This is a genomic window from Edaphobacter sp. HDX4, from assembly GCF_036877565.1.
GTDB lineage: Bacteria > Acidobacteriota > Terriglobia > Terriglobales > Acidobacteriaceae > Edaphobacter.
Map to the genome: position 1 here is coordinate 22,220 of NZ_JAEDXW010000031.1, position 21,397 is coordinate 43,616.

22 protein-coding genes are annotated in these 21,397 nt (G+C 58.6%); 9 read left to right on the forward strand and 13 right to left on the reverse strand.

The window, feature by feature from the left end; translation table 11 throughout:
- Positions 1 to 28 precede the first annotated feature (28 nt).
- The 7 genes from JAO29_RS21005 to JAO29_RS21035 form a co-directional block, all read right to left on the reverse strand.
- Complete coding sequence (locus JAO29_RS21005; RefSeq protein WP_334270235.1) at positions 29 to 475, reverse strand: ExbD/TolR family protein; 447 nt, start codon at positions 473 to 475, stop codon at positions 29 to 31.
- Between the two features lie 170 nt (positions 476 to 645).
- Entirely contained in the window at positions 646 to 1,386 is a 741-nt protein-coding gene (locus JAO29_RS21010; RefSeq protein ID WP_334270236.1) for a MotA/TolQ/ExbB proton channel family protein, read from the reverse strand.
- Between the two features lie 135 nt (positions 1,387 to 1,521).
- On the reverse strand, positions 1,522 to 2,253 hold the full coding sequence (locus JAO29_RS21015) for an energy transducer TonB (protein WP_334270237.1): 732 nt from the start codon (positions 2,251 to 2,253) through the stop codon (positions 1,522 to 1,524).
- 100 nt (positions 2,254 to 2,353) lie between these two features.
- Complete coding sequence (gene secF, locus JAO29_RS21020; RefSeq protein ID WP_334270238.1) at positions 2,354 to 3,316, reverse strand: protein translocase subunit SecF; 963 nt, start codon at positions 3,314 to 3,316, stop codon at positions 2,354 to 2,356.
- Between the two features lie 54 nt (positions 3,317 to 3,370).
- Positions 3,371 to 4,978, reverse strand: coding sequence for a protein translocase subunit SecD (secD, locus tag JAO29_RS21025; RefSeq protein WP_334270239.1), 1,608 nt, complete (start codon positions 4,976 to 4,978; stop codon positions 3,371 to 3,373).
- A gap of 96 nt (positions 4,979 to 5,074) precedes the next feature.
- Positions 5,075 to 5,386 carry a preprotein translocase subunit YajC gene (yajC, locus tag JAO29_RS21030; protein ID WP_334270240.1) on the reverse strand — a complete coding sequence of 104 codons (312 nt, stop codon included), beginning with the start codon at positions 5,384 to 5,386 and terminating at the stop codon, positions 5,075 to 5,077.
- A 352-nt stretch (positions 5,387 to 5,738) separates the two neighbouring features.
- Positions 5,739 to 6,368: a DUF1349 domain-containing protein gene (locus JAO29_RS21035; protein ID WP_334270241.1), complete on the reverse strand. Its 630-nt coding sequence runs from the start codon at positions 6,366 to 6,368 to the stop codon at positions 5,739 to 5,741.
- A 77-nt stretch (positions 6,369 to 6,445) separates the two neighbouring features.
- Here JAO29_RS21035 and JAO29_RS21040 point away from each other — a divergent pair, with 77 nt between their 5' ends.
- Positions 6,446 to 6,838, forward strand: coding sequence for a YidH family protein (locus JAO29_RS21040; protein ID WP_334270242.1), 393 nt, complete (start codon positions 6,446 to 6,448; stop codon positions 6,836 to 6,838).
- Positions 6,839 to 6,911: 73 nt separating this feature from the next.
- The gene (locus JAO29_RS21045) at positions 6,912 to 7,799 is read left to right on the forward strand and encodes an isocitrate lyase/PEP mutase family protein (protein ID WP_334270243.1); all 888 of its coding nucleotides are present in this window, start codon (positions 6,912 to 6,914) and stop codon (positions 7,797 to 7,799) included.
- Between the two features lie 24 nt (positions 7,800 to 7,823).
- Here the strand turns inward: JAO29_RS21045 and JAO29_RS21050 are convergent, their stop codons facing one another.
- The 3 genes from JAO29_RS21050 to JAO29_RS21060 all read right to left on the reverse strand — a co-directional run bounded on the left by JAO29_RS21050 (position 7,824) and on the right by JAO29_RS21060 (position 9,507).
- Complete coding sequence (locus JAO29_RS21050; protein ID WP_334270244.1) at positions 7,824 to 8,141, reverse strand: DUF2277 domain-containing protein; 318 nt, start codon at positions 8,139 to 8,141, stop codon at positions 7,824 to 7,826.
- A 1-nt stretch (position 8,142) separates the two neighbouring features.
- Complete coding sequence (locus tag JAO29_RS21055) at positions 8,143 to 9,054, reverse strand: sigma-70 family RNA polymerase sigma factor (RefSeq protein WP_334270245.1); 912 nt, start codon at positions 9,052 to 9,054, stop codon at positions 8,143 to 8,145.
- A gap of 87 nt (positions 9,055 to 9,141) precedes the next feature.
- Complete coding sequence (locus JAO29_RS21060; protein WP_334270246.1) at positions 9,142 to 9,507, reverse strand: DoxX family protein; 366 nt, start codon at positions 9,505 to 9,507, stop codon at positions 9,142 to 9,144.
- Between the two features lie 156 nt (positions 9,508 to 9,663).
- On the opposite strand from JAO29_RS21060, the gene JAO29_RS21065 reads away from it, so the two are divergent.
- The gene (locus JAO29_RS21065) at positions 9,664 to 10,173 is read left to right on the forward strand and encodes a carboxymuconolactone decarboxylase family protein (RefSeq protein WP_334270247.1); all 510 of its coding nucleotides are present in this window, start codon (positions 9,664 to 9,666) and stop codon (positions 10,171 to 10,173) included.
- Between the two features lie 295 nt (positions 10,174 to 10,468).
- Positions 10,469 to 11,896 carry an MFS transporter gene (locus tag JAO29_RS21070; protein WP_334270248.1) on the forward strand — a complete coding sequence of 476 codons (1,428 nt, stop codon included), beginning with the start codon at positions 10,469 to 10,471 and terminating at the stop codon, positions 11,894 to 11,896.
- Positions 11,897 to 11,962: 66 nt separating this feature from the next.
- On the opposite strand, the gene JAO29_RS21075 is transcribed toward JAO29_RS21070, so the two are convergent.
- Entirely contained in the window at positions 11,963 to 12,463 is a 501-nt protein-coding gene (locus JAO29_RS21075; protein WP_334270249.1) for a heme-degrading domain-containing protein, read from the reverse strand.
- A 105-nt stretch (positions 12,464 to 12,568) separates the two neighbouring features.
- On the opposite strand from JAO29_RS21075, the gene JAO29_RS21080 reads away from it, so the two are divergent.
- The 4 genes from JAO29_RS21080 (at position 12,569) to JAO29_RS21095 (ending at position 17,404) form a co-directional block, all read left to right on the forward strand.
- Complete coding sequence (locus JAO29_RS21080; protein WP_334270250.1) at positions 12,569 to 14,641, forward strand: M3 family metallopeptidase; 2,073 nt, start codon at positions 12,569 to 12,571, stop codon at positions 14,639 to 14,641.
- Positions 14,638 to 15,510, forward strand: a complete 873-nt coding sequence (locus tag JAO29_RS21085) for a HipA family kinase (protein WP_334270251.1) — start codon at positions 14,638 to 14,640, stop codon at positions 15,508 to 15,510. Before JAO29_RS21080 ends, JAO29_RS21085 begins: the two co-directional genes overlap by 4 nt.
- On the forward strand, positions 15,494 to 15,874 hold the full coding sequence (locus JAO29_RS21090) for a DUF3037 domain-containing protein (RefSeq protein WP_334270252.1): 381 nt from the start codon (positions 15,494 to 15,496) through the stop codon (positions 15,872 to 15,874). Before JAO29_RS21085 ends, JAO29_RS21090 begins: the two co-directional genes overlap by 17 nt.
- A 72-nt stretch (positions 15,875 to 15,946) precedes the next feature.
- Positions 15,947 to 17,404 (forward strand): M20/M25/M40 family metallo-hydrolase, encoded by a 1,458-nt coding sequence (locus JAO29_RS21095; RefSeq protein WP_334270253.1) that lies wholly within the window; start codon positions 15,947 to 15,949, stop codon positions 17,402 to 17,404.
- Positions 17,405 to 17,498: 94 nt separating this feature from the next.
- On the opposite strand, the gene tgt is transcribed toward JAO29_RS21095, so the two are convergent.
- Positions 17,499 to 18,641, reverse strand: a complete 1,143-nt coding sequence (tgt, locus tag JAO29_RS21100; protein WP_334270254.1) for a tRNA guanosine(34) transglycosylase Tgt — start codon at positions 18,639 to 18,641, stop codon at positions 17,499 to 17,501.
- Positions 18,642 to 18,686: 45 nt separating this feature from the next.
- Between tgt and JAO29_RS21105 the strand changes: the two genes are divergently transcribed.
- Entirely contained in the window at positions 18,687 to 19,733 is a 1,047-nt protein-coding gene (locus JAO29_RS21105) for an alpha/beta hydrolase (RefSeq protein WP_334270255.1), read from the forward strand.
- On the opposite strand, the gene JAO29_RS21110 is transcribed toward JAO29_RS21105, so the two are convergent.
- Positions 19,734 to 21,287, reverse strand: a complete 1,554-nt coding sequence (locus JAO29_RS21110; protein WP_334270256.1) for an MFS transporter — start codon at positions 21,285 to 21,287, stop codon at positions 19,734 to 19,736.
- Between the last annotated feature and the right edge of the window lie 110 nt (positions 21,288 to 21,397).

Here is a 21,397-nt window from a genome sequence, read left to right on the forward strand (position 1 = left end):
ACTACCGCTTCGGTAGCGTGGTGCATACTTACTTCTTCGTCGTTACAGTCTCAGGTGCTTCGCGCTTCTCTGTCAGCAACCCAAGCTGGCTGACGCCGGCAGCACGGATTCCGTCAACAGCATCCATCACCTTGCCGTAGTTCGCACGGGCATCAGCGCGCATATAGACCTCTTTGTTGGTCTTATTTTCGAGCTTTGCCGAGATCTTCGGCCCCAGGTCATCAAGCGTCACCTGGTCTCCGCCAAGGAAGGTACGTCCATCGCGGGTGACTGCAATTGTCACTGCATCTTCCTTGTTCGCGTCTTCCATGACCGTAGCCGAATCGGTCTTGGGAAGGTCGACGTTAACCTTGTTGTTGAGCATGGGAGTGATGACCATGAAGATGATCAACAGCACCAGCATCACGTCCACCATGGGTGTAACGTTGATGTTGGAGTTGACCTTCCTTCCTTCATTTCTGGTTGCCATCGCCATTTTTCTATACTCCGTCCGATGTTTCGCTATATCTAACGTTCCCGCGATCGACCTGCCGACTGAATTTCCCCGTCTTCCTCCGGAGCCAGCTCAAGGCCGGCTCCGGAGATTACGAGTCGTCATTCTCGCAGGATGTTTTCGAGCTGTCACCCCCCGAAGGGAGTCCGGATTTACCGGTGGCTCTGCTTGATGAAGTAGTCAACCAGTTCCGAGGAGCTGTTGTCCATCTCTACGTCGAAGGCTTCAACCTTGCCGGTGAAGTAGTTGAAAGTCATAACCGCCGGGATAGCCACGAGAAGACCGAAAGCGGTTGTCACCAGAGCTTCCGAGATACCACCGGCGACTGCGCCGATACCGGAGGTCTTCTGTGTTGCGATCTGCTGGAACGCGTTCAAGATACCGACGACGGTTCCGAACAGGCCGATAAACGGTGCGGTGGAACCAATGGTGGCCAGGCCGCCAAGACCACGCTTCAGCTTGGCATGAACGATCGCCTCGGAACGCTCAAGAGCGCGCTTGGAGCTCTCGATCTGCTCTTCGGTGATGGCGCCGCCGGAACCGAAGCTGCGGAACTCCTGCAGACCAGCGGTAACAACCTCGGCGAGGTGCGACTTCTTGGAGCGGTCAGCAACCTTGATTGCCTCGTCCAGACGTCCGTCCTTTAGAGCTCCGGCTACCTTCGGAGCGAACTCACGGGACTGCTTACGAGCTGCCGAGAAGTACAGGGCACGGTCGATGATCACAGCCAGCGACCAGATCGACATGATGAACAGAATGATGACGACTGCACGGGCCAGATTACCCATGTTGCCCCAGAGCTGCAGGGGGCTAAATCCTACCTGAGCCTCCTGGAAGAACAGCGCGAGCGAAGTGGGGACATGAGCCATGTTTGCGAGATGAGCGAGAATCACAGAATATTCCTCCTGATTGGAAACTCTAAGCTTCGTATTTCTGACTCGGAAACTCCCCAAAAGAGTGAGGGGCTTGCGAGTAAATTCGTTGTCAGCTTGGGAACGCCCGAACCGCAGGCGCCCCGCATGAGAGAGCTAGCCGCCGAAGTTGAAGTTGACCGTAATCGTGGTCTCGACTTCAGTTGCCTCCCCATTCAGAACGTAGGGCTTGTACCTCCAGTTGCGGACGGCATCGAGAGCGGCTGCACGCAGCATCTCGGGACCACTGACAACCTGAAGGTTCTGAATCGTTCCCTGCTTGGAGATCAAGGCGTGCAACACAACCGCTCCGGAAACATGCGCTGCCTTTGCAATTGGAGGGTAAACCGGCTTCGGCTGAGAGAGCGCCATACCGGCAACCACACCGCTGGAGACGCGGACCGGACCTTTGGGCTTTTCAACCTTCACAGTGGGAGCGGGCGCGCTACCGATGCCGCCCATAACGCCACCAGGAACACCCGAACCAGAACCCATACCGCTCATACCGGCAACACCAGCCATCTGCGGCGGAGGCGCGGCCTCTTCCTTCAGCATCTTGATGTCTTTAGGAATCTTGGTCGGGGCATGCAAGCCCTGGTCAATCTCCGAGACCATCTTGATCGGCTTGACCACCTGCGCCGGTGGCGGCGGGGGTGGAGGCGGCGGCGGTGGGGGCGGCGCCGTAAGCATGGCGGTCATCGCCGTCTTCGGCAGAGCCTCAGGATACAGCAGCGGGATCAGAATCAGGGTTCCAAGGATCGCACCGTTGAAAATAAAGGTACCGATCATCCAGTACTTGGACTTGGTCTTGATCTTGCCGCCGGACTCCATCAATGAATCTTCAAACATATCCAGCCTCGCGGAGAAGAGCTATTTGATCTTAGACACCACGCCTTTTACGTTTGTTCCCGGAGCGGAGCTTAAATTTTGAATTATGCGCAACTTTTCTTCAGGCCTTTACTCGCTTGCCCGTAGGCAGAGTGGCGACCTTACCCCGCTTGCCGCGCCACTCCTGGTAAGCCACCAGCATCGGGGCAGCTACCGCGATTGACGAATACGTTCCGATCAGAATTCCGACCACCAGAGCGAACGAAAACCCGTGGAGCACCTCGCCACCGAACAGATAAAGACTCAGCACCGTAAGGAACGTTAGACCAGAGGTTAGAACGGTTCGGCTAAGGGTCTGATTGATCGATCGGTTAACAACGTCGGCAAGTGATTCGCGACGAGATACCGCCAGATTTTCACGTATGCGATCGAAGACTACGATCGTGTCGTTCATCGAGTAGCCGATCAGCGTCAGGATTGCGGCGATCACCGTCAGCGTAATCTCCTGATTCGTCAGGCTGAAAGCTCCAATCGTGATCAGGGTGTCATGAAAGACAGCTACAACCGCAGCCACGCCATAGATCAATTCGAATCGGAACCAGAGATAGATAAGCATGCCGAGCAGCGAATAGAGCGTTGCCAGCAGCGCCTGATTCTGCAGCTGTTTTCCGGCCGTGGGGCCAACGATCTCAACCTGTTCCACGGTGGCCCTGGAGTCGTGATAATTCGCCGCGAGTGCATTCTCTACGGCTTGCCGTCCGGCGTCATGGGCCTGATCCGTGGCCGACGAGATAGGCAGGGCAATAATAACCTTATTAGCTGCATGACCACTGGGATCGCTGACGCGCTGGATACGGGCATCGTGAACCCCGGCTTTGTTCATCGCCTGCCGGATATGATCTTCGTTCGGTGCCTGATCGAAAGCCACACGGATCTGGGTTCCGCCGGTGAAGTCGACGCCCTTCGGAATGCCATGCCAGAACAGCATGCTCAGCACTCCGGCCACAGAGAAGATCAGAGAAAATCCGAGGAAATACCACTTTTTCCCCAGCCAATCGATGTTGGTGCTACCAAATAATTCCACGCTCTTACATCCTCGGGCGGCGGCTCCATGGCCCCGCAATCGCAAAAGTTCAGGCTAGATCGAAATCGCTGCTCCGCGTTCCTTGTTCTTCAGGTGCGAGTCGAAGATGACGCGCGAGACGAAGACCGCGGTAAACAGGTTGGCCAGAAGGCCGAAGGCCAGGGTGACCGCAAAGCCACGCACCGGTCCGGTTCCAAACAAGAAGAGGATCAGCGCCGAAACGATGGTCGTTACGTGCGTATCGATAATCGTGATCCAGGCATGAGCAAATCCCTGTTGCACTGATATCGCGGCAGACTTTCCGGCGCGCATCTCTTCCCGGATTCTCTCGAAGATCAGCACGTTGGAGTCCACGCCCATACCGATGGTCAGAATGACACCGGCGATTCCCGGAAGCGTCAGCACCGATCCAGCAAAGCCCATAAATCCGAGCAGAATCACAAGGTTCAGGATAAGCGCCAAGCAGGCGTTGATTCCGGCCCCGCGATAGTAGACAAGCATGAACGCCATCACGGCCAACAGGCCAACCACAGCAGCGATCACGCCCTGGCGAATCGAAGCCGCGCCCAGGCTCGGACCGACCGTTCTGGTCTCAAGGAAAGAGATCGTCGCCGGCAGAGCGCCCGTCCTCAGCATCAGTGAAAGATCGGCGGCCTGCTGCTTCGTAAATCCGCCTTCAATCTCGCCACGGTCGCGAATCGCCGAGTTGATGCTGGCAACTTCTTTTACCTTGTTATCCAGCACAATCGCCATCGAACCCGGCGTTGAACTCGTTGAACTGTGCTCGCTGGTGTACTTGTAGAAGCGGTCGCCAGCCTCGGTCGTCAAAGTGAAGGTGATGTTCGGTCGGCCGTTCTGGTCCGTCGAGGGCTGTGCGTCGCGGAAGTCTGTACCTTCAACCTCACTAACGCGCTTTAGCAGCCATACCTGATCCGGAGCTCCCACTGACGACGATCCGTGCATCAGGACGGAGTCGGGCGGAACGACGCCACCGGTGGACTGCAGGGCCTCCTGCTCCGATGCGAAAGGGCCGCCCGCAACTGCATGAATCTCAAGCTTCGCTGTCGACTGGATAATGTCCTCGACGCGACCGGGATCGCTCACACCGGGAAGCTCAACGAGGATCTGATTGTCGCCCAGACCGTACTTCTGAATGACTGGCTCGGTCACGCCCAGCTTATCGACGCGCTCGCGAATCGTCTCGATGGAAGTCTCGACCGTCCGATTGGAAAGATCGCGGACTGCCGCTTCTTTCATCGTCAGGGTCATCGTTCCGTCCGGCCCGGTCGCCACGTCATAGGTGTTGTAGTTCACGCCGTTGAAGACGCCTCGCGCATCGCTTGCCTTCCCCGCAGGAATGCCGGAGACCACGATCGTCTGTGGACGAGAAGGATCGGTACGGCCTGCCGTCGCGCCGGGGATGCCCGCTGCTTGCAGGTCGGTCTGCAGCCTGACAGCATCACGGTCGACAGCGGAGGCGACTGCTTCGTTGACGTGAACCTCGAGCACAAGGTGAATTCCGCCCTTGAGGTCCAGACCCAGGTTGATGCGTCGCGCGATCGATTCTTTCAAGCCGCCATGCGGGATGCCCACAATGCCGTAGCAGAAGACCAAAAGCACCGCGATTATGAAAGCCGTCTTGCTGGCCAGATTCTTTCCCATGATCTCTCTTTACACAGCGTCTGCGGCATCCTTCTCGCTTCGTAGCGAGGCCGCGTCCGCGCTCTTCCTTCGAATCTCTTTCGGTTGCGTGCAGCCCTAAGCTGCAGGCTCGTCGGTCGTCACAGCGGCGATCGCGCTCTTTACAAACTCCAGCTTTACGCCATCCGGCTGGACCCGCAGAATCAGTGAATCATCTTTGACCGTCAGCACCGTGCCGCGAATTCCGCCGTTGGTCGTCACGCGGTCTCCGGACTTGATCTGGTCCAACATCGCCTGCCATTTTTTCTGCTTCCTCTGATTGGGAACGATCATCAGAAAATACAGAACGACGAAAAACAGAATCGGCAGAGCCAAACCCGACAAACTTCCCAGGCCGCTCGTTGAGCTCTGCAACCAGATTGCTAACATCCTCGAAACTCCAATCCCTTGTTAGGCAGGCACCCGCCACGCAAACAACCACAGGACCCCTGGAGAGGCTATCCCGCGCAGTGGTCGAAAATTGAGTGCCTAGCCCCTAAGCATCGCCGTTCGCCCTCCCCGATGTCAAGAAAACCGGCTTTCTCGTGTCCGAAATAGCGGTACTCTCCCTTCTCACACAAACTCGGAAACCCAGCGAAACAACCTTCCATCAGAAGCTGCGTCGCTCGAGCGATGCCCCGGAGGGCCGAAGTCCAGAAATCCCACATTTTGTGGTGTTGGTTGCAGTAGCATGCGCTGGGCTGGCGGGTTGGAAGATATGCTCTACGCTGATCGTAGGACGCTATTCCTCGTTGCCCAACGACGTCAGCGGACCTACCGAGAAGTGGTCGAACCTTACCTGGAAGTCCTGTTTGCCCGGTGCCGCTGCGACCATACCAACCTTTACGGGCACATCCGGCGGAAAATAGGCCAGCCTCAGCATCGTCCAGGTCGCGTTGTTCAACGAATAGTCGATTCGCACCGCGTCCTTATGCCGCTGCAGCCTCAGCCATATCGATTTTGGGCTGTCTGAGCGCGGGATCACCGACCAGTCCGAAACTTCGCGGGTCACAACGGCGCTGATGTTCTGCTTCCCGTTTACAAACTCGATCCCCGTTTTAATCCAGTTCTTTTCATCGATTCGGATCATCAGGCCCGCCTGATGATAAAGCTCGCGATACTCCCCCGAGATCCGGACCTTCGCCTCGAAATCCCCACTCTGCTCCTGATACCGGAAAGGACCGTTATCGCGAATAAACCCGTAATGCGTCACCCGCCAATAGTCCGTTCCGGACGGAACCGTCTCGGTAAGGGAATCTCCAGATTCTGACCACTTCACGGGCTGGTGCTCCCAGGCACGATTCGGAATCTGCGCACATGCCGGAGCGCCGAGACTTAGAAGACAACCTGCAAGTAGTGGAAAACGAATCACGATCACCCTCCAGCCGAAGTCTATGCCCTCCCTGCTGAGGCGGTCGAGAGCCGAAAGGCCCATCTATAATCTGACTCATGGCCGAAGCTCCTGCGCCAGGCTCCCCGGAGAAAGATCCGCGCGTCTACTTTGCCGCGGAACGCACTCTCCTCGCGTGGATCCGAACCGGACTCGCCCTCATGGGCCTTGGCTTCGCCATCGCCCGATTTGGTCTATTCATCCGTGAGACCCACCTCACCGGCCTTGGTGCACAGGCGAACTTTCCTGGCTCAACCTTCAGCGGAATCTCGCTTATTTCCCTCGGTGTTCTGGTCAATCTGCTGGGAATGCTCGATTACTCGAAAACTATCCGGGCTCTCAGGCAGGGGGAGTGGATCCCCGGAAGAATCTCGAGGATGGGTGTAGCTCTGGCCTCCGCCCTGGCCGTTGTGGGCATCCTAATGGCGGTCCGCCTCTTCCTCATCCAATAAGACACAAATAGTCCTAATTCCAAAATAATGAGTCACTTCCGGCAGTGCGGCGTCACATAACCGGAGGCCATCTATGCCGTCGCCATCCTCTGCTGCCCCAGACCGCTTCGCCAGCCGCCGCGCCGCCTTCCGCACCCTGCACGAGTCCGGGTTTTTCGTCATCCCCAACCCCTGGGATGTCGGAACCGCCCGCTACCTTCGGTCGCTGGGTTTCAAAGCTCTGGCCACTACCAGCTCAGGATTTGCCTTCTCTCACGGTCTTCCGGATGCCGACTGGGCTGTTCCCCGCGACTCCGCCCTTGAGCACATTCGCTCCATCGTCTCGGCCGTGGATCTACCTGTGACTGCTGACTTCGAGTCGGGTTATGCACACTCTGCCAACGAGGTTGCGGAAAACGTGCGGCTCTGTGTGAACACGGGTGTGGCGGGTCTTTCGATCGAAGACGCCACCGGCGATGTCTCCCGTCCTCTTTACGATCTCCCTCTTGCCACCGACCGTATTCGCGCAGCCCGCGAAGCTATCGGAAACTCTGGAGCTCTGCTCACCGCTCGCTCCGAGGCCTTTCTCACCGGGCATCCCGAGCCGCTTCGTGAGGTCCTGCGTCGGCTGGAGGCCTATGCTGTCGCTGGAGCCGACGTGCTTTATGCCCCCGGAGCCCTGACGCGCCCTGAGATCGAAGCCATCGTCAAAATCGCTAACCCGCTGCCGGTCAACGTGCTCATCAGCTCCAGCTCTCCTCTCTCACTCGATCAGCTTCAACAACTCGGGGTCCGCCGAGTCAGCACAGGATCTGCACTCGCCCGTGCGGCCTGGACGGGATTCATAGCCGCAGCCACGGGCATCGCTCGTGACCACACGCTGACAGCGCTCGATCACATCACTCCTTACAACGAGATCAACGACTTCTTCCGCAAGGATCGTGCAGAGATCGCCATCGCTGAAGCCGACAGGCAACAGTAAGCGAACCGCAGCCTGCTCAGGACGTCAACTTTGAAAGCGCAGCGTAGCTTTCGCCTTGGCCTTAGCGGCTTCTTCCTCCCGGTTCTTTGGGCTCGCAGCCGTCTCCAGTGAGTTCAGAAGCTCCATCGAGATGGCCGCAATCGTCTCCACCGCATGCTGAAACGCCTCCTCGTTCGGCTTGGAAGGTTTGTTGAAGCCTGTGATCTTTCTGACGAACTGCAGGGATGCATCGTGCACCTCAGCGCTCGTCACCGGAGGATCAAAGTTGAACAGCGTTTTTATATTCCGGCACATAGTTCCGGAACCTCCATACTCGAAGTACGCAAAGACGGACAGATCCACTTTACTCGCGTAAAGAATCCCTCGCCTGCTCGCTGATCATCGTCGCCAGCTCAAGTTTTTCTAAATGCTGTGGCTCTCCGATCACTTCGATCTCTGCTATCTTCTCTCCGGCAAAGGTGAAGCGCAGCACCCGCATCAAGCGCCCGTAAGGGGCCAGAAGAGCACCCGGAACGCCGTCCACAAGGACCGCTTCTATAAAGCGCGCTCCTCTGGCGAACACAACAGCCTGCTTCGCCCATGTCTCCGGACCCCGCACCTCTCTCTGCCCGCCTGGCTGCAACGAAGCCTCGTCGATATGGATCACGAACTCAGGATCGAGCACCGCAACCAGCCCCTGAACATCCCCTGCTCTCAAGGCAGCCAAAAATCGATTCATCAGATTATGCTGCCCGCTCGTCTCCTCCGCTGCCATCATCGGCGCACCCTGAACCCGCCGCCTTGCTCGGCTGGCGAGCTGTCGGGCTGAGATGGCCGAACGACCCAGGATCCCTGCGATCTCATCGAAGGAGATCCCGAAAAGATCATGCAGAACGAATGCCAGGCGCTCCGCGGGATTCAGACGATCCAGAACAACGAGCAGCGCCACCCCCACGGAGTCTGCCAGAATCGCCTCGCGTTCCGGATCCGACCGGCCCTCCGGCATGGTTGCCGGCTCCCCGGGCTGCATCTCCATGGAGTCTTCGCGGCGCGACTTTCTTGATCGCAACATATCCAGACAGACGCGACTCACTACCGTGGTCAGCCACCCACCCAGATTGTCAATCGCGTCAGCATCCGAACCACTCAGGCGCAGCCATGCCTCCTGCACAGCATCATCAGCCTCCGACAGCGAACCCAGCATGCGAAACGCCACTCCCCGCAGATGACCTCTGTTCTGCTCAAATCGTTCAGCCAGCCAATCCTGTCCCTGCACCTGTTCTGCTCCTTCGTGGGAATAGCTGAGTCATAACCGCCGGAAGTCGAATATCAACCAGAACCCCTGGCTGCTCGTAAGCTCCAGCTAAACGCTCGTCTGAAGAATGACGGGCGGACGCAGCCACCAGGAGATGAGCCCAAGGGCGGCCAGAGAAACGGGAGCGATAACGTACACCTTCTCACCGCATACTGCGTGGGAGATTGCGGCCGCTGTCATCAGGAAGAATACCCCTGCATACGCCCACTCCTTGAGCCTTGGCAGACCAGGCCATACCAGCGCTGTCGCACCGAGGATCTTCCAGCACCCCAGAATAGTCAGCAGATAGACGGGGTATCCGATCCGCTTGATTGCCTCGGCAACAGGACGTATGTGAATCGCATCAGCGATTCCGCCTGCTAATAGCGCCAATGCCACTATGCCTGTCGTCATCCGATATACATTCTTCCTCATCTTTCCGTCTCCTTCTCCCCACTGTCACATTCGTGCGATCAGCTCCGTCATGGTGATGACGAACAGATTCCGCCGAGTGTGACAACCAGGCGTGAGATCCCGTCGACGACGAGCAATGCCTCTGTCAACAACCTGCTTCTCAAGGAGGACCGAACTATGGAACCGAGAATTGCAAATCCCGCTAACCTTCTGCCTGAAGCCATGCAGGCTCTGCTGGCACTTGGCGCTGCGGCCAAACAGGACCATGGGGTACCCGCACAGACCCTGAACCTCGTCTATCTGCGTGTAAGCCAGATAAACGGCTGCAGTGTCTGTGTGGATATGCACGCCCGCACTCTACGGCAGATTGGCGAGACAGACGAGCGCCTTATCGCTGTTGGTGCGTGGAGGGATGCTCCTTATTTCACTCCAGCGGAGCGAGCGGCACTTGCATTGGCGGAGGCAGCAACCCGGCTGGCCGACCGGCCGGACCCTGTTCCTGACGAAGTGTGGTTCGAGGCGGCTCAGCACTACGGCCCGAAAGCCATGGCCAGCCTGACCCTGAACATCGCCGTAATCAATCTATGGAATCGGTTGAACGTTCCCACTCGCCAGATCGCGGGACAGTGGCTGCAGTCCGCAGAGGCGAAGAAGTGGAAGGTCGAGCACGCAGGGTCCAACGCGTAGCCCTGCAAAGAGCCGCAACCCTTCCGGGAAAGGTCGCGGCTAACCTATGGAGGACGCCATTCCTGCTTTTGCTGTTGTCGTGCGGAATAGCATCTGGACCGAGACGGCGACTCGTTCGCTTCAATCTGGGTCCACCACGTAAGATGCCCCCACACGCTGCAGGTAGACCTGTTGAGCGAAAGATTCCCTAAGAAAATCGTGCCTTTCCCAAGATCGCTTCAGATCACCCGGGCACTGCGGTTTCTGTTGAGATATACGACGCAACCTGATCCCTTCAGACGCATCTCACCATGCCATGGGTGGGCAGGTTATCCAGACATGTATCCCGGCGCGGCTCGATCGACTACCTTGGTCGCGATGGCATTGGCTCATCGTCACCGGGCTAGGAATCACCTGGGTGCTCGACGGCCTTGAGGTCACTCTCGCGGGAACCATCGGAGGAGTTCTCAAACAAGCACTGCATATGAACGACTCCCAGGTGGGTCAGTCCGCGACCTTTTATCTGGTAGGGGCAGTCGTCGGCGCTCTCTTCTTCGGCTGGGCGACTGATCGTCTGGGTCGCAAGAAGCTCTTCACTCTCACGCTGCTTGTCTATCTGCTTGCCACCGGCGCAACTGCGCTCTCATGGAACTTCGCCAGCTACTCCATCTTTCGCTTCATCACAGGATTGGGGATTGGGGGAGAATACGCTGCGATCAACTCAGCCATCGACGAGCTGATTCCGGCACGGCTTCGTGGGCGCGTTGACCTCATCATCAACTCCACTTACTGGCTTGGAGCTGCTCTGGGCGCGGGCATGACGGTCATACTGCTGAACGGCCACCTCGTCCCACCTAACCTGGCCTGGCGGTTCGCCTTCGGTATCGGCGTAGTTCTCGGCACCATCATCCTATTCTTGCGGCACTTCGTTCCCGAAAGCCCACGCTGGCTCGTCATCCACGGCAGAAACGATGAGGGCGAAAAGATCGTAGGTGACGTAGAGCAGATTGTCGCCAAAGAGACTCGAAAAAAACTTCCCAACCCGGGGGAGGATGCAGTCGAGATCCATACCCGCACGCATACGCCTCTCGGGGAGATATGGGGCGCGATGATGGGCGAGAATCGCAGTCGCTCGCTCCTCGGCCTCGTTTTGATGGCAGCCCAGGCATTCTTCTACAACGCCATCTTCTTCACCTACGCTCTTGTGCTGGAACGCTTCTACAACATTCCCCCGGTCAAGGCAGGCTATTACATCTTTCCCTTCGCCCTCGGCAATGTGCTCGGTCCAATCCTGATTGGCCATCTCTTCGACACGGTGGGACGAAAGAAGATGATCGCTCTGACTTACGCGCTCAGCGGGATTCTGCTTGTTATTACAGGAGCTATGTTCGCTGCTGGGATCCTTACATCCGTCACCCAGACGGTATGCTGGACGGCAATCTTCTTCGTCGCCTCGTCAGCGGCAAGCGCAGCTTACCTGACAGTCAGCGAGGTCTTCCCCCTCGAGGTGAGGGCTATGGCCATCAGCATCTTCTATGCAATCGGCACCCTTATCGGTGGAGTAGGCGCGCCTGCACTCTTCGGATCGTTGATACAGTCAGGCTCGCGCAGGAATCTCCTGTACGGATATCTCGCTGCCGCACTCTTCATGATCGTTGCCTCAATCACAGAGACGAAGATTGGCGTCGCTGCCGAAGGACAGTCACTCGAGAAGATAAGCAAGCCGCTCTCCGCAGCTAAATGAGCCAGCAGATTTATCCTTTATCAACTTCTTTAAATCGGCCGTTAATATTCCCAGGCCATCTCCGAACTACGGAAGCCGCAGCTCGTCCGGATCGCGGCCGAGGAAGCGCACCAGCCCTTCGACAACCAGGTTGTGATCTTCGCGCTGCGGAAGACCTGAGACGGTGACTGCTCCAATCACTCCCGCATTCGCCACATGCAGGGGAAAGCTGCCGCCGTGAGTCGCATAGTCCGCCTCATCGAGAGAGTACTTCTCGCGGAAGGAGATGTTGCTCTGCGCCAGGTACAGTCCCAGCTGATAACTGCTGCGATGGAACCGCGCAACGACATTGGCTTTTCGCTGCACCCAGCGGGAATTATCCGGCGTTGTACCCGCCAGTGCCGCATAAAAGAGCGGCTGGATGGGCTGGCCGAAACGGCGGATATCAATGACGAGAGAGTGCTTGCGAGCAATTGCAAGGTCCCTGATGAGTGTTCCCAGACGCCACGCGTCCTCGTAATCGAACTTGGGAAGCCGAAGCTCCGCCTCCTGGTGAATGACGCGGGCAAGATCTGCAGATGAGGCCATGAGTAAAATCCTTTATCGTGAAGGCTGTACGCTTGCGTTAGAACTACGCGCCGGTACAACTTTATCCTTCTTGCCTTTTCTTTGTCCCCTTCTTCAGGAGGCTTTATGACGCTTGTTCGGTTTGGGTGGATGCAGTACTCCATTTGTGCAGTGCTTGCGCTGGGATCTTTCACAGCGAATGCCGCCGAAGATCCCTTGCACGCCTGGACAACAGGAGCGAAGCCGGCTCTGCTCGAAACGTGGGTCCAGGAGAGACTGGCTGCCGAGAAAGCTGACATTCAGAAGCTGATTGCGGTCAAGGGCGAGCGCACCATCGACAACACCGTCCGCCCCTACGATGACGCCCTCAACGAGCTTTCGCTGGCAGGGAATGAAGCCTATCTAATGTACTCGGTTGGCGACTCCGCTTCCCTTCGCGACAAGGGGCAGGAACTCGTCTCGAGGATCTCCTCCGCGACGACCGATCTCAATCTCAATCAGGAGGTCTATCGCGCGCTCGCCGCGGTTCCCCTGCCGTCCACCGCTCCTGCGACAAAGCACTATCTCGAGCGAGCACTGCTCGAGTACCGCCTTGCAGGCGTCGATAAGGACGACGCCACCCGCGCGAAGATTCGCAAACTTCAGGACAGAATTACCGACGCTACCCTCACGTTCGGTCGCAACGTCGCCGATGGCAAGCTCACAGTAACCGCCTCTCCTGCCGAGTTGAAGGGACTGCCGGAAGACTATATCGCGCGTCATAAACCGGCCGCCGACGGCACCTACACCCTCACCACCGACTCGCCCGACAGCACTCCGGTCATGAACTTCGCCGCCGACACCGGTCTCCGCCTCAGGATGTATCTCGCTTACAACCAGCGAGCCTATCCAAAGAATGTCGCAGTCCTCAAAGACGTACTTGAGGCTCGGCAGGAGCTTGCAACGACACTGGGCTACAAGACCTTCGCGGATCTCGCAATGGCAGACCAGATGATGGGTTCTGCCGCGAACCTGAAGACGTTTCTCAGCGAGGTTGACGAGGCCTCAAGGGGAGCGGCAGATAAAGAATTCAACCTGCTGCTTGCCTATGCAAAACAGCAGAAACCTGGGCTCACCGGCATCCCGGCCTCCGACGCCAGCTATTGGTCTGAGCAGTACCGCCGCGCGAAGTATAACTTCGATGCACAGAGCGTTCGTCCCTACTTCCCCTACGACGAGGTTCAGGCGGGAATTCTGAAGACGGCCGCCAGCCTGTTCCACGTCCAGTTTCGGCCAATCCCGGATGCAAAGACATGGGATCCATCCGTCTCCGTCTTCGACGTGTACAACGATGTCGGCAGTGACCAGAGAAAGCTCGGCAGAATCTACCTCGACATGCATCCCCGCGATGGCAAGGACAAGTGGTTCTCCTCCGCTCCGATCGTCCCTGGAATCCGGGGAAGGCAGCTCCCCGAAGGCGCTCTCATCTGTAACTTCTCCGGTGGAGTCCCCGGCGATCCCGGCCTGATGGAATACAGCGAGGTCGTTACCTTCTTTCACGAGTTCGGTCACCTGATGCACCACATCCTCGGTGGCCAGGGAGAGTGGTCGAACGCCGGCGCATTCAACGTCGAGGGCGACTTCGTCGAAGCACCCTCGCAGATGCTGGAAGAGATGTTTCGTGATCCAGGGATCCTCTCCTCGTTCGCAAAACACTACAAGACCGGCGAGACCATCCCCGCAGCCCTCATCGCAAGAATGAACGCCGCGGACGCCTATGGCCGCGGACGTTGGACGCAGGCTCAGCTCTTTTACTCAACCTACTCTCTCCAAGTGCACGACCGGGCACCGGAGCAGATCAACTTCGACGCTCTTCTCCGACAGGATGCGCAACGCTTCTCACACTTCACCTTCGTCGACGGAGACCGAATGTACACAAGCTTCACGCATCTGACCGGCTACTCATCGAACTACTACACCTACGTTCTGGATAAGGTGATCGCGGTTGATTTCTTCTCCCAGTTCGATCGAGCTCACCTGTTGCAGGGCCCAACCGCGCTGCGCTACCGCCGTACCATCCTCGAGCCAGGGGCAGCCAAGCCAGCGGCAGAGCTGGTGAGGGACTTCCTCGGCCGCCCGCAGAACCTGAATGCCTTAAAGCTTTGGATCAACGAAGAGTTCGTTACAGCTAGCCGCAATCATCCGGCGAAAGGTGAGTGATCGCCCAGCTCGTCGCCGATACTCTCACTTGCGGCATCTTCTCGGTTGCAGCTATCCCCTCGGTTGCAGCTATTCTTAGTGACATGCAGCTGAGAACAGTGCGGGCGACACAGTATGTCACGGCTCTTCGAGAGGGAGGCAGCCTGCCGGCCATCGTCGCCGCCGATGATCTCGGTCTGTATGTCCTGAAGTTTCGCGGAGCTGGACAAGGTCCTCTTGCGCTTGTGGCGGAGCTCATCGCAGGAGAGATCGGGCGGGAGCTTGGCCTGAATGTCCCTGAGCTTGTCTTCATTGAAGTCGATGCCGCTCTCGGACGCAACGAGCCTGACCAGGAGATCCGCGAGCTGCTCAAAGCCAGCATCGGTCTCAACCTTGCACTCGATTATCTTCCCGGTTCCACCATGTTCGATCCCGCGGCGAACGACACGGCCGATCCCGAGATCGCTTCGATGGCAGTCTGGTTCGACGCCTTTGTGATGAATGTCGACCGCACACCGCGCAATGCCAACCTCCTCTGCTGGCATCGTGAACTGTACTTCATCGATCACGGGGCCGCGCTCTATGTCCATCACGACTGGGAGACAATGCTCGAGCGCGCCGAATCCCCCTTCCGCGAGTCGAAGCACCATATCCTCCTGCCCTGGGCCACGGCACTCAGGCAGGCAGAAGAACGCGCACGTTTGCTGATGATGCCGGAGAAGATCGCCGCCATCCTTGAAGCAGTACCTGACAAATGGCTCATGCGCGATCACGAGGGCATCAGCGCCGCGCAAAAGCGAAAGGTCTATGCCGACTTCTTTGCGCGACGACTCAAAGTGGCGGAAAAGTTTCGAGAGGAGGCCGAACGTGCCCGTGCCGAGCTCTTTTGATTACGCCATCGTTCGCGTTGTTCCTCGCGTCGAACGTGGCGAATTTATCAACGCTGGCGTTATCGTCTTCTGCCTCGAGCACAAGTTTCTCGGGGCACGCGTCAAGATCGATGAGGTTCGTCTCAAGGCGCTCTGGCCGCAGATTCAGCTTGATCTCGTCCGCCGCCATCTTGAGGCAATTCCCCGGGTCGCTGCCGGAGATATCGCCGCAGGCCCCATCGCGCGGCTCTCGTTGCGAGAACGCTTCCACTGGCTGGTCTCTCCTCGGAGCACCATCATCCAGGTCTCGCCAGTCCATACCGGCCTGTGCGAGGAGAGACCGGAAGGCGTACTCGACGAGCTGTCAAAACGCATGCTCGACTAGCTCCGGTCTCACTGCCCAAGGCCTGGTTTCTCGTGATCTACGAACGCGTCATTGGTATGGTAGGTTCAGAAAATGCGCCGACTTCTCCTCCCTCTCCTCGTCCCAGTGCTCGCCGCACCTGCCTTTGCACAGATGCCGGTCGCCCCGCAGACACGTTCTGCCGTCGCCGGAATCGTTGGGGACATCATGGTCAACGGGCAGGCGTACGAGTACGACCGTCAGCTTGCAGATACCGTCGGCCCTCGCCTCACCGGATCGGAAAACTACGTACACGCCGTCTCCTGGGCCGAAGAGAAGTTCCGCGAGCTTGGCCTCGCCAATGTTCACACTGAGGGCTTCACCATCCCCTCGACCTGGGAGCCTGAGACCCCAGCCGTAGGTCGCATCACCTCTCCACGCCTCCAGGAGTTGCACATCTACTCCCTGGGCTGGAGCCCCTCGACTCCTTCTGGAGGCGTCAAGGGCAACGTCGTCTATCTTCAGCACCTGACCAGCGATGGCATCGAAGCTCAGAAGGACAAGCTAGCCGGAAGCATTGTCCTGATGGATGACAAGAGCCTCGGCGATCAGTCTGCCTTCAGCCAGATCCTGCAGGCCTTGGACCACCTCGCCAAGATCGGGCCTAAGGCGCTCCTTCTGGTGGGAGGCCCTAACGGAACAGAGTCGGCGACCGCTCTCACCTTCGACGGAAGCATCTCACACTTCCCTATCGCCCAGGTAGGTCGCGAAGATACCTCGCTCATCCGCCGCATGCTCGACCACGGGCCGGTAACGGTCGAATTCTCCTTCAAGAATCGAATCCGCAAGAACGTCAAAGTCGACAACGTCATCGCTGAAATCCCCGGACGGGATCTCCCAAACGAAGTCGTCATAGTGGGCGCCCATCTCGACTCCTGGCACCCCGCGACCGGAGCCCAGGACAACGGCACCGGCGTCGCCACGGCAATCGACGTCGCGCGTGCCATCAAGATCAGCGGCCACCCGCCCCGGCGCACCATCAGATTCGTTCTATTCGGCGGAGAAGAACAAGGAATCCTCGGTTCCACCGCTTACGTCCGCGAGCACCGTGCCGATATGGCCTCCATCGACTGCGTCCTGATCTCCGACACCGGAGCACAACGGGCAAAGGGCTGGTACCTCATGGGCCGGGACGACGAGAAAGATGCATTGAAAGATGTGGAGCCGCTCCTCGCTGGCCTCGGCTCCAACGACACCACACCCTCCGTCGAGTTCCTCTTTCAGACGGACCACATCTCCTTCGACCTCCTCGGCGTCCCCACTCTCGTCCTGTGGAACGACGTCGATAAATACTTCAAGCTGCACCACAAGGCGTCTGACTCGTTCGACTCCGTCGATCAGGCCGATCTGAATCAGGGCGTAGCTACAACCGCTGCCACCACCTACGCCATCGCTGATTCGAGTCAACCCTTCGCTCGGCACGATACGCCTTCCCAGACTGAGGATTGGCTGAAGGACACAAGGCAGTGGGAAGACTATCAGTTCTTCAAGTCTGCTGGTGTATTTCCATGACCAGCATGGACCATCTCTTTCTTCGAAAAGAAATGGCCGGATCATTTCGATCCGGCCACTTCTCTTTTCGGTAGGAAGAACTGCTAGAAACGAACTACTTCGCCAGCTCTGCCCGAACCCTGTCCATCGTCGCCAGATAGAAGTGAAGATTATGGATCGAGTTTAAGGTCAGCCCCAGGGGCTCTCCCGCGACAAACAGATGCCGCAGATACGCCCGCGTATACCGTGCGCACACCATGCATCCGCACGCCGCGTCAATCGGCCCCTGGTCCTCGGCGTACTCCTTGCGCTTGATGTTCATGCGAACAACGCTGCCATCTTCCGCACGCGTAAACAGCAGGCCGTGCCGCCCCGCACGCGTCGGCAGAACGCAATCCATCATGTCCACGCCCATCTTCGCGTACTCTTCAATCTCGTCCGGATACCCCACCCCCATTACGTAACGGGGCTTGTCCTGCGGCAGCCATTCCAGCGTTCGCGCAATCATCTCGCGCGTCACCTCTCGCGGCTCGCCTACAGCCAGACCCCCAATCGCATAACCGGGAAGATCCATCTCGACCAGGTGCTCCGCCGACTCCTTGCGCAGATCGACGTACATGCCGCCCTGCACAATGCCGAACAGGTTCTGGGTCGCACCTCCAAACTCCTCATGCCACGGAACCTTGTGCCTGTTCGCTTCGAAGTGGTCCTTCGAGCGTTGCGCCCAGGCGTGCGTCAGGCTCATCGACTCCTTGGTACGCTCCCAGCTTGCCGGGGTCTCCACGCACTCGTCGAAGACCATCGCAATATCCGCGCCCAGCGCGATCTGCACATCCATCGAGTGCTCCGGCGAGAAGAAATGCTTCGACCCATCCAGATGCGATCGAAACTCAACGCCATCTGGAGTCACCTTGCGCAGACTGCTCAAGCTGAACACCTGGAACCCGCCCGAATCCGTCAGCATCGGCCTCTGCCAGCTCATAAATCGATGCACACCGCCCATTCGCGCTATCAACTCATGCCCCGGCCTCAGGTAGAGGTGATACGTATTGGCGAGGATGATCTCGGCTCCCCGGGGCTGTCCATCGCTTTGAGGCGGACCGATCCGCTCCAGCACACCCTGCTCGACCGTCTTGACGCTCGCCGCCGTCCCCACCGGCATAAAAACCGGCGTCTGCACCGCTCCATGCGGAAGCGTAAGCACGCCCCTGCGGCCACCGCTCTCGGCGGTATTGCTGATCTCGAACTTCAAAGCCATCTCTTGAATTGTAGAAGGCTTGCGCCACGTTATAGTGGTTGCGCCATGAAGACCGCCCTGCTGCTCGCCCTCTCGCTCGCCGTGCTACCCGCCTCCGCGCAGAACTACTCCGGCCCAGCGCCCGCCGCACCTCCCCTGACCGGCGGCTCCCTCCAACAGCCCGGAGTACCCGAGGGCAAGCTGTCTGAAAGACTCACCCTCACCAGCCACATCTACGACGGCATGACCAGCAACTACTGGATCTACGTGCCCGCCCAGTACGATCCCAAAACGCCTGCGGCGGTCATGGTCTTCAACGACGGCGGAGGATACATCGACCGCAAGGGCAGCCACCCGGCCCTCAACGTCCTCGACAACCTCATCGCGCAACACAAGATCCCCGTCATGATCGCCATCTTCACCGATCCCGGCGACATCTCCGGCGCACCCGGCTCCCCCACCTACAAGTTTGTCGATGCCTACTCGAAGAAGTGGTCCCGCACCCTCAAAGACTCCATGCGTTCGACCGAGTACGACACAGTCTCCGATCGTTACGCCCGCTTCCTGCGCGACGAGCTGATTCCTGAAGTCGCCAAGAAGTACAACCTCCGCAAAGACGCCTACAGCCACGCCATCACCGGAATGTCTTCCGGCGGCATCACCTCGTTCAACGCCGCCTGGCAGATGCCCGACGAGTTCAGCCGCGTCATCTCCTGGATCGGCAGCTTCACCGCCATCCAGTGGCACGAAGACCCCAGCGTGGCCGACGGCGGACAGGACTACCCTGAGAAGATTCTTCGCGAGCCGCACCGCAATATCCGCGTCTGGCTCCAGGACGGAGCCAATGATCAGGAGAACCCCCGCTACGGTAGCTGGCCTCTCGCCAACATCCGCATGGCCAACGCCCTCAAGCTCAAAGGCTACGACTCACACTTCAGCTTCGGCGTCGGTCCGCACAGCCCCGGCGAAGGCGCAGCGGAGTTCCCTGAGGAGATGACCTGGCTCTGGCGCGGCTACGATCCCGCCCGTACGTCCGAGACCTACACGCAGGCTCCCGCAGAGGCCACAAAGCCGCCTTTCCGTGTCTCCATCAGCAACCGCGAGACCCACTAGTTATGAGGTTGAGGATCGCGCCTTCATCGTCATTGCCGCGCTCGCAGAAGCTGCTACCGCCAGGCCGGAGGCCAGCAAAGCTACGACTCTGAAGGCCCTGACAAAGGCCTCATCCACAGCATGCCGCGCATAGGGATCTCCCGTCTCTATCGCTCCCAGCTTGTTTCGCTGGTCGATCGTCGCTCGCAGCGTCTTTTCTGAGATGGGAGCTTTCGCCAGTCGATGAATCAGGGACCCTGCGAAAGTATGGAAGAAAAGCGGCGCCAGAACCGCGAGCGCCAGCAGAGATGCCACCTGCGAAACTGCGTTGTTCACCCCGGAAGCCGCACCCACGCGTGACTCCTCGACGGAGCTCATAACGACGGTCGTCAATGGCGCAACGCTTACCGCCATTCCCAGCCCAAGGACCAGCACCGCCGGAAAGTAAGTTGTCCAGTAGCTCCCTCCTACACCTGGACGCGCCAGCAACATGTAGCCCGCCGCTGCCATCAGCGGGCCGATCACAAGCGGCCCGCGCGCTCCATAGCGTGCGATCAGCCCACCTGACCACCGCGACAAAAGAAACATCAACAACACCATCGGGAGCAGCGCCGCCCCCGCATGCGCCGGACTGTACCCCTGTATCTGGATCAGGTTCAGAGGCAGGTAAAACAGGGCGCCGCCAAGCGCCGCATACAAACAAAAGGTCAACAGGTTGGCCCCCGCGAACTCACGGCTGCGGAACAATGTCATAGGAACCAGCGGACTCGATGTACGCTCCTCTACAAAAAACGCGATGCCCAGCAGCAGCAGGCCCGCAACACCGGCCAGCCACACCACGCGTCCAAAGGACGGTCCTTCAATCAGTGCAAAGGTCACGCCGGCCAGGCCGCTCGTCAAAAGCAGCGCTCCCCTCCAGTCCATTCCGCCTGTCTCTTCACGTCTGCTGTCGTTGATCTCTGGTACGTGGCGGAGCAGAATCCATACCGCGATCATCGCCAGTGGGCCATTGATGAAAAAGACCCACCGCCACGACCCATGTTCCACCAGCAGGCCTCCTGCGACCGGCCCCATCGCCGTCATCATCGCCGCGAATCCCGACCAGGTCCCGATAGCTCGGCCACGCTCCTCAACAGGAAAGTAAGCACTGATCAGGGCAAGACTGTTCGGTACCAGCATCGCTCCGCCGATTCCCTGCAACGCGCGCCCTGCAATCAATGAACCGATGCTCGGCGCAAATCCGCACCAGATCGATGCCGCAGCAAACAGGACTACGCCGGCGAGGAACACTCGTCGCAACCCCAGCCGGTCGCCCAGAGCTCCACCCACGAGCAGCAGCGCCGCAAGAAACAATGCATAGGCCTCGACCACCCACTGCACCTGCGATCCCGTCGCTCGCAATCCGTGCTGCAGCGCAGGAAGAGCTACGTTGACGACCGTGCCGTCGATAAACTCCATGCTTGATCCCAGCACGGTCGCGGCCAGCACCCAGCTCCCATTCCGCTGCGTCGTATCCCGGCAGCCACCGGAGAGGATAATGCCCTCATCGCATGGACGCCTTGCGCTTGTGATCAAAGCACTGCCCCCTCCGCCCGTTCTTCCTGAGGCTTGGGATTCAAGCTACACCAACCATGCGCCTCAAAAGAAAATGCCGGTCGCCCTATCGCAGGCGACCGGCATTCCAG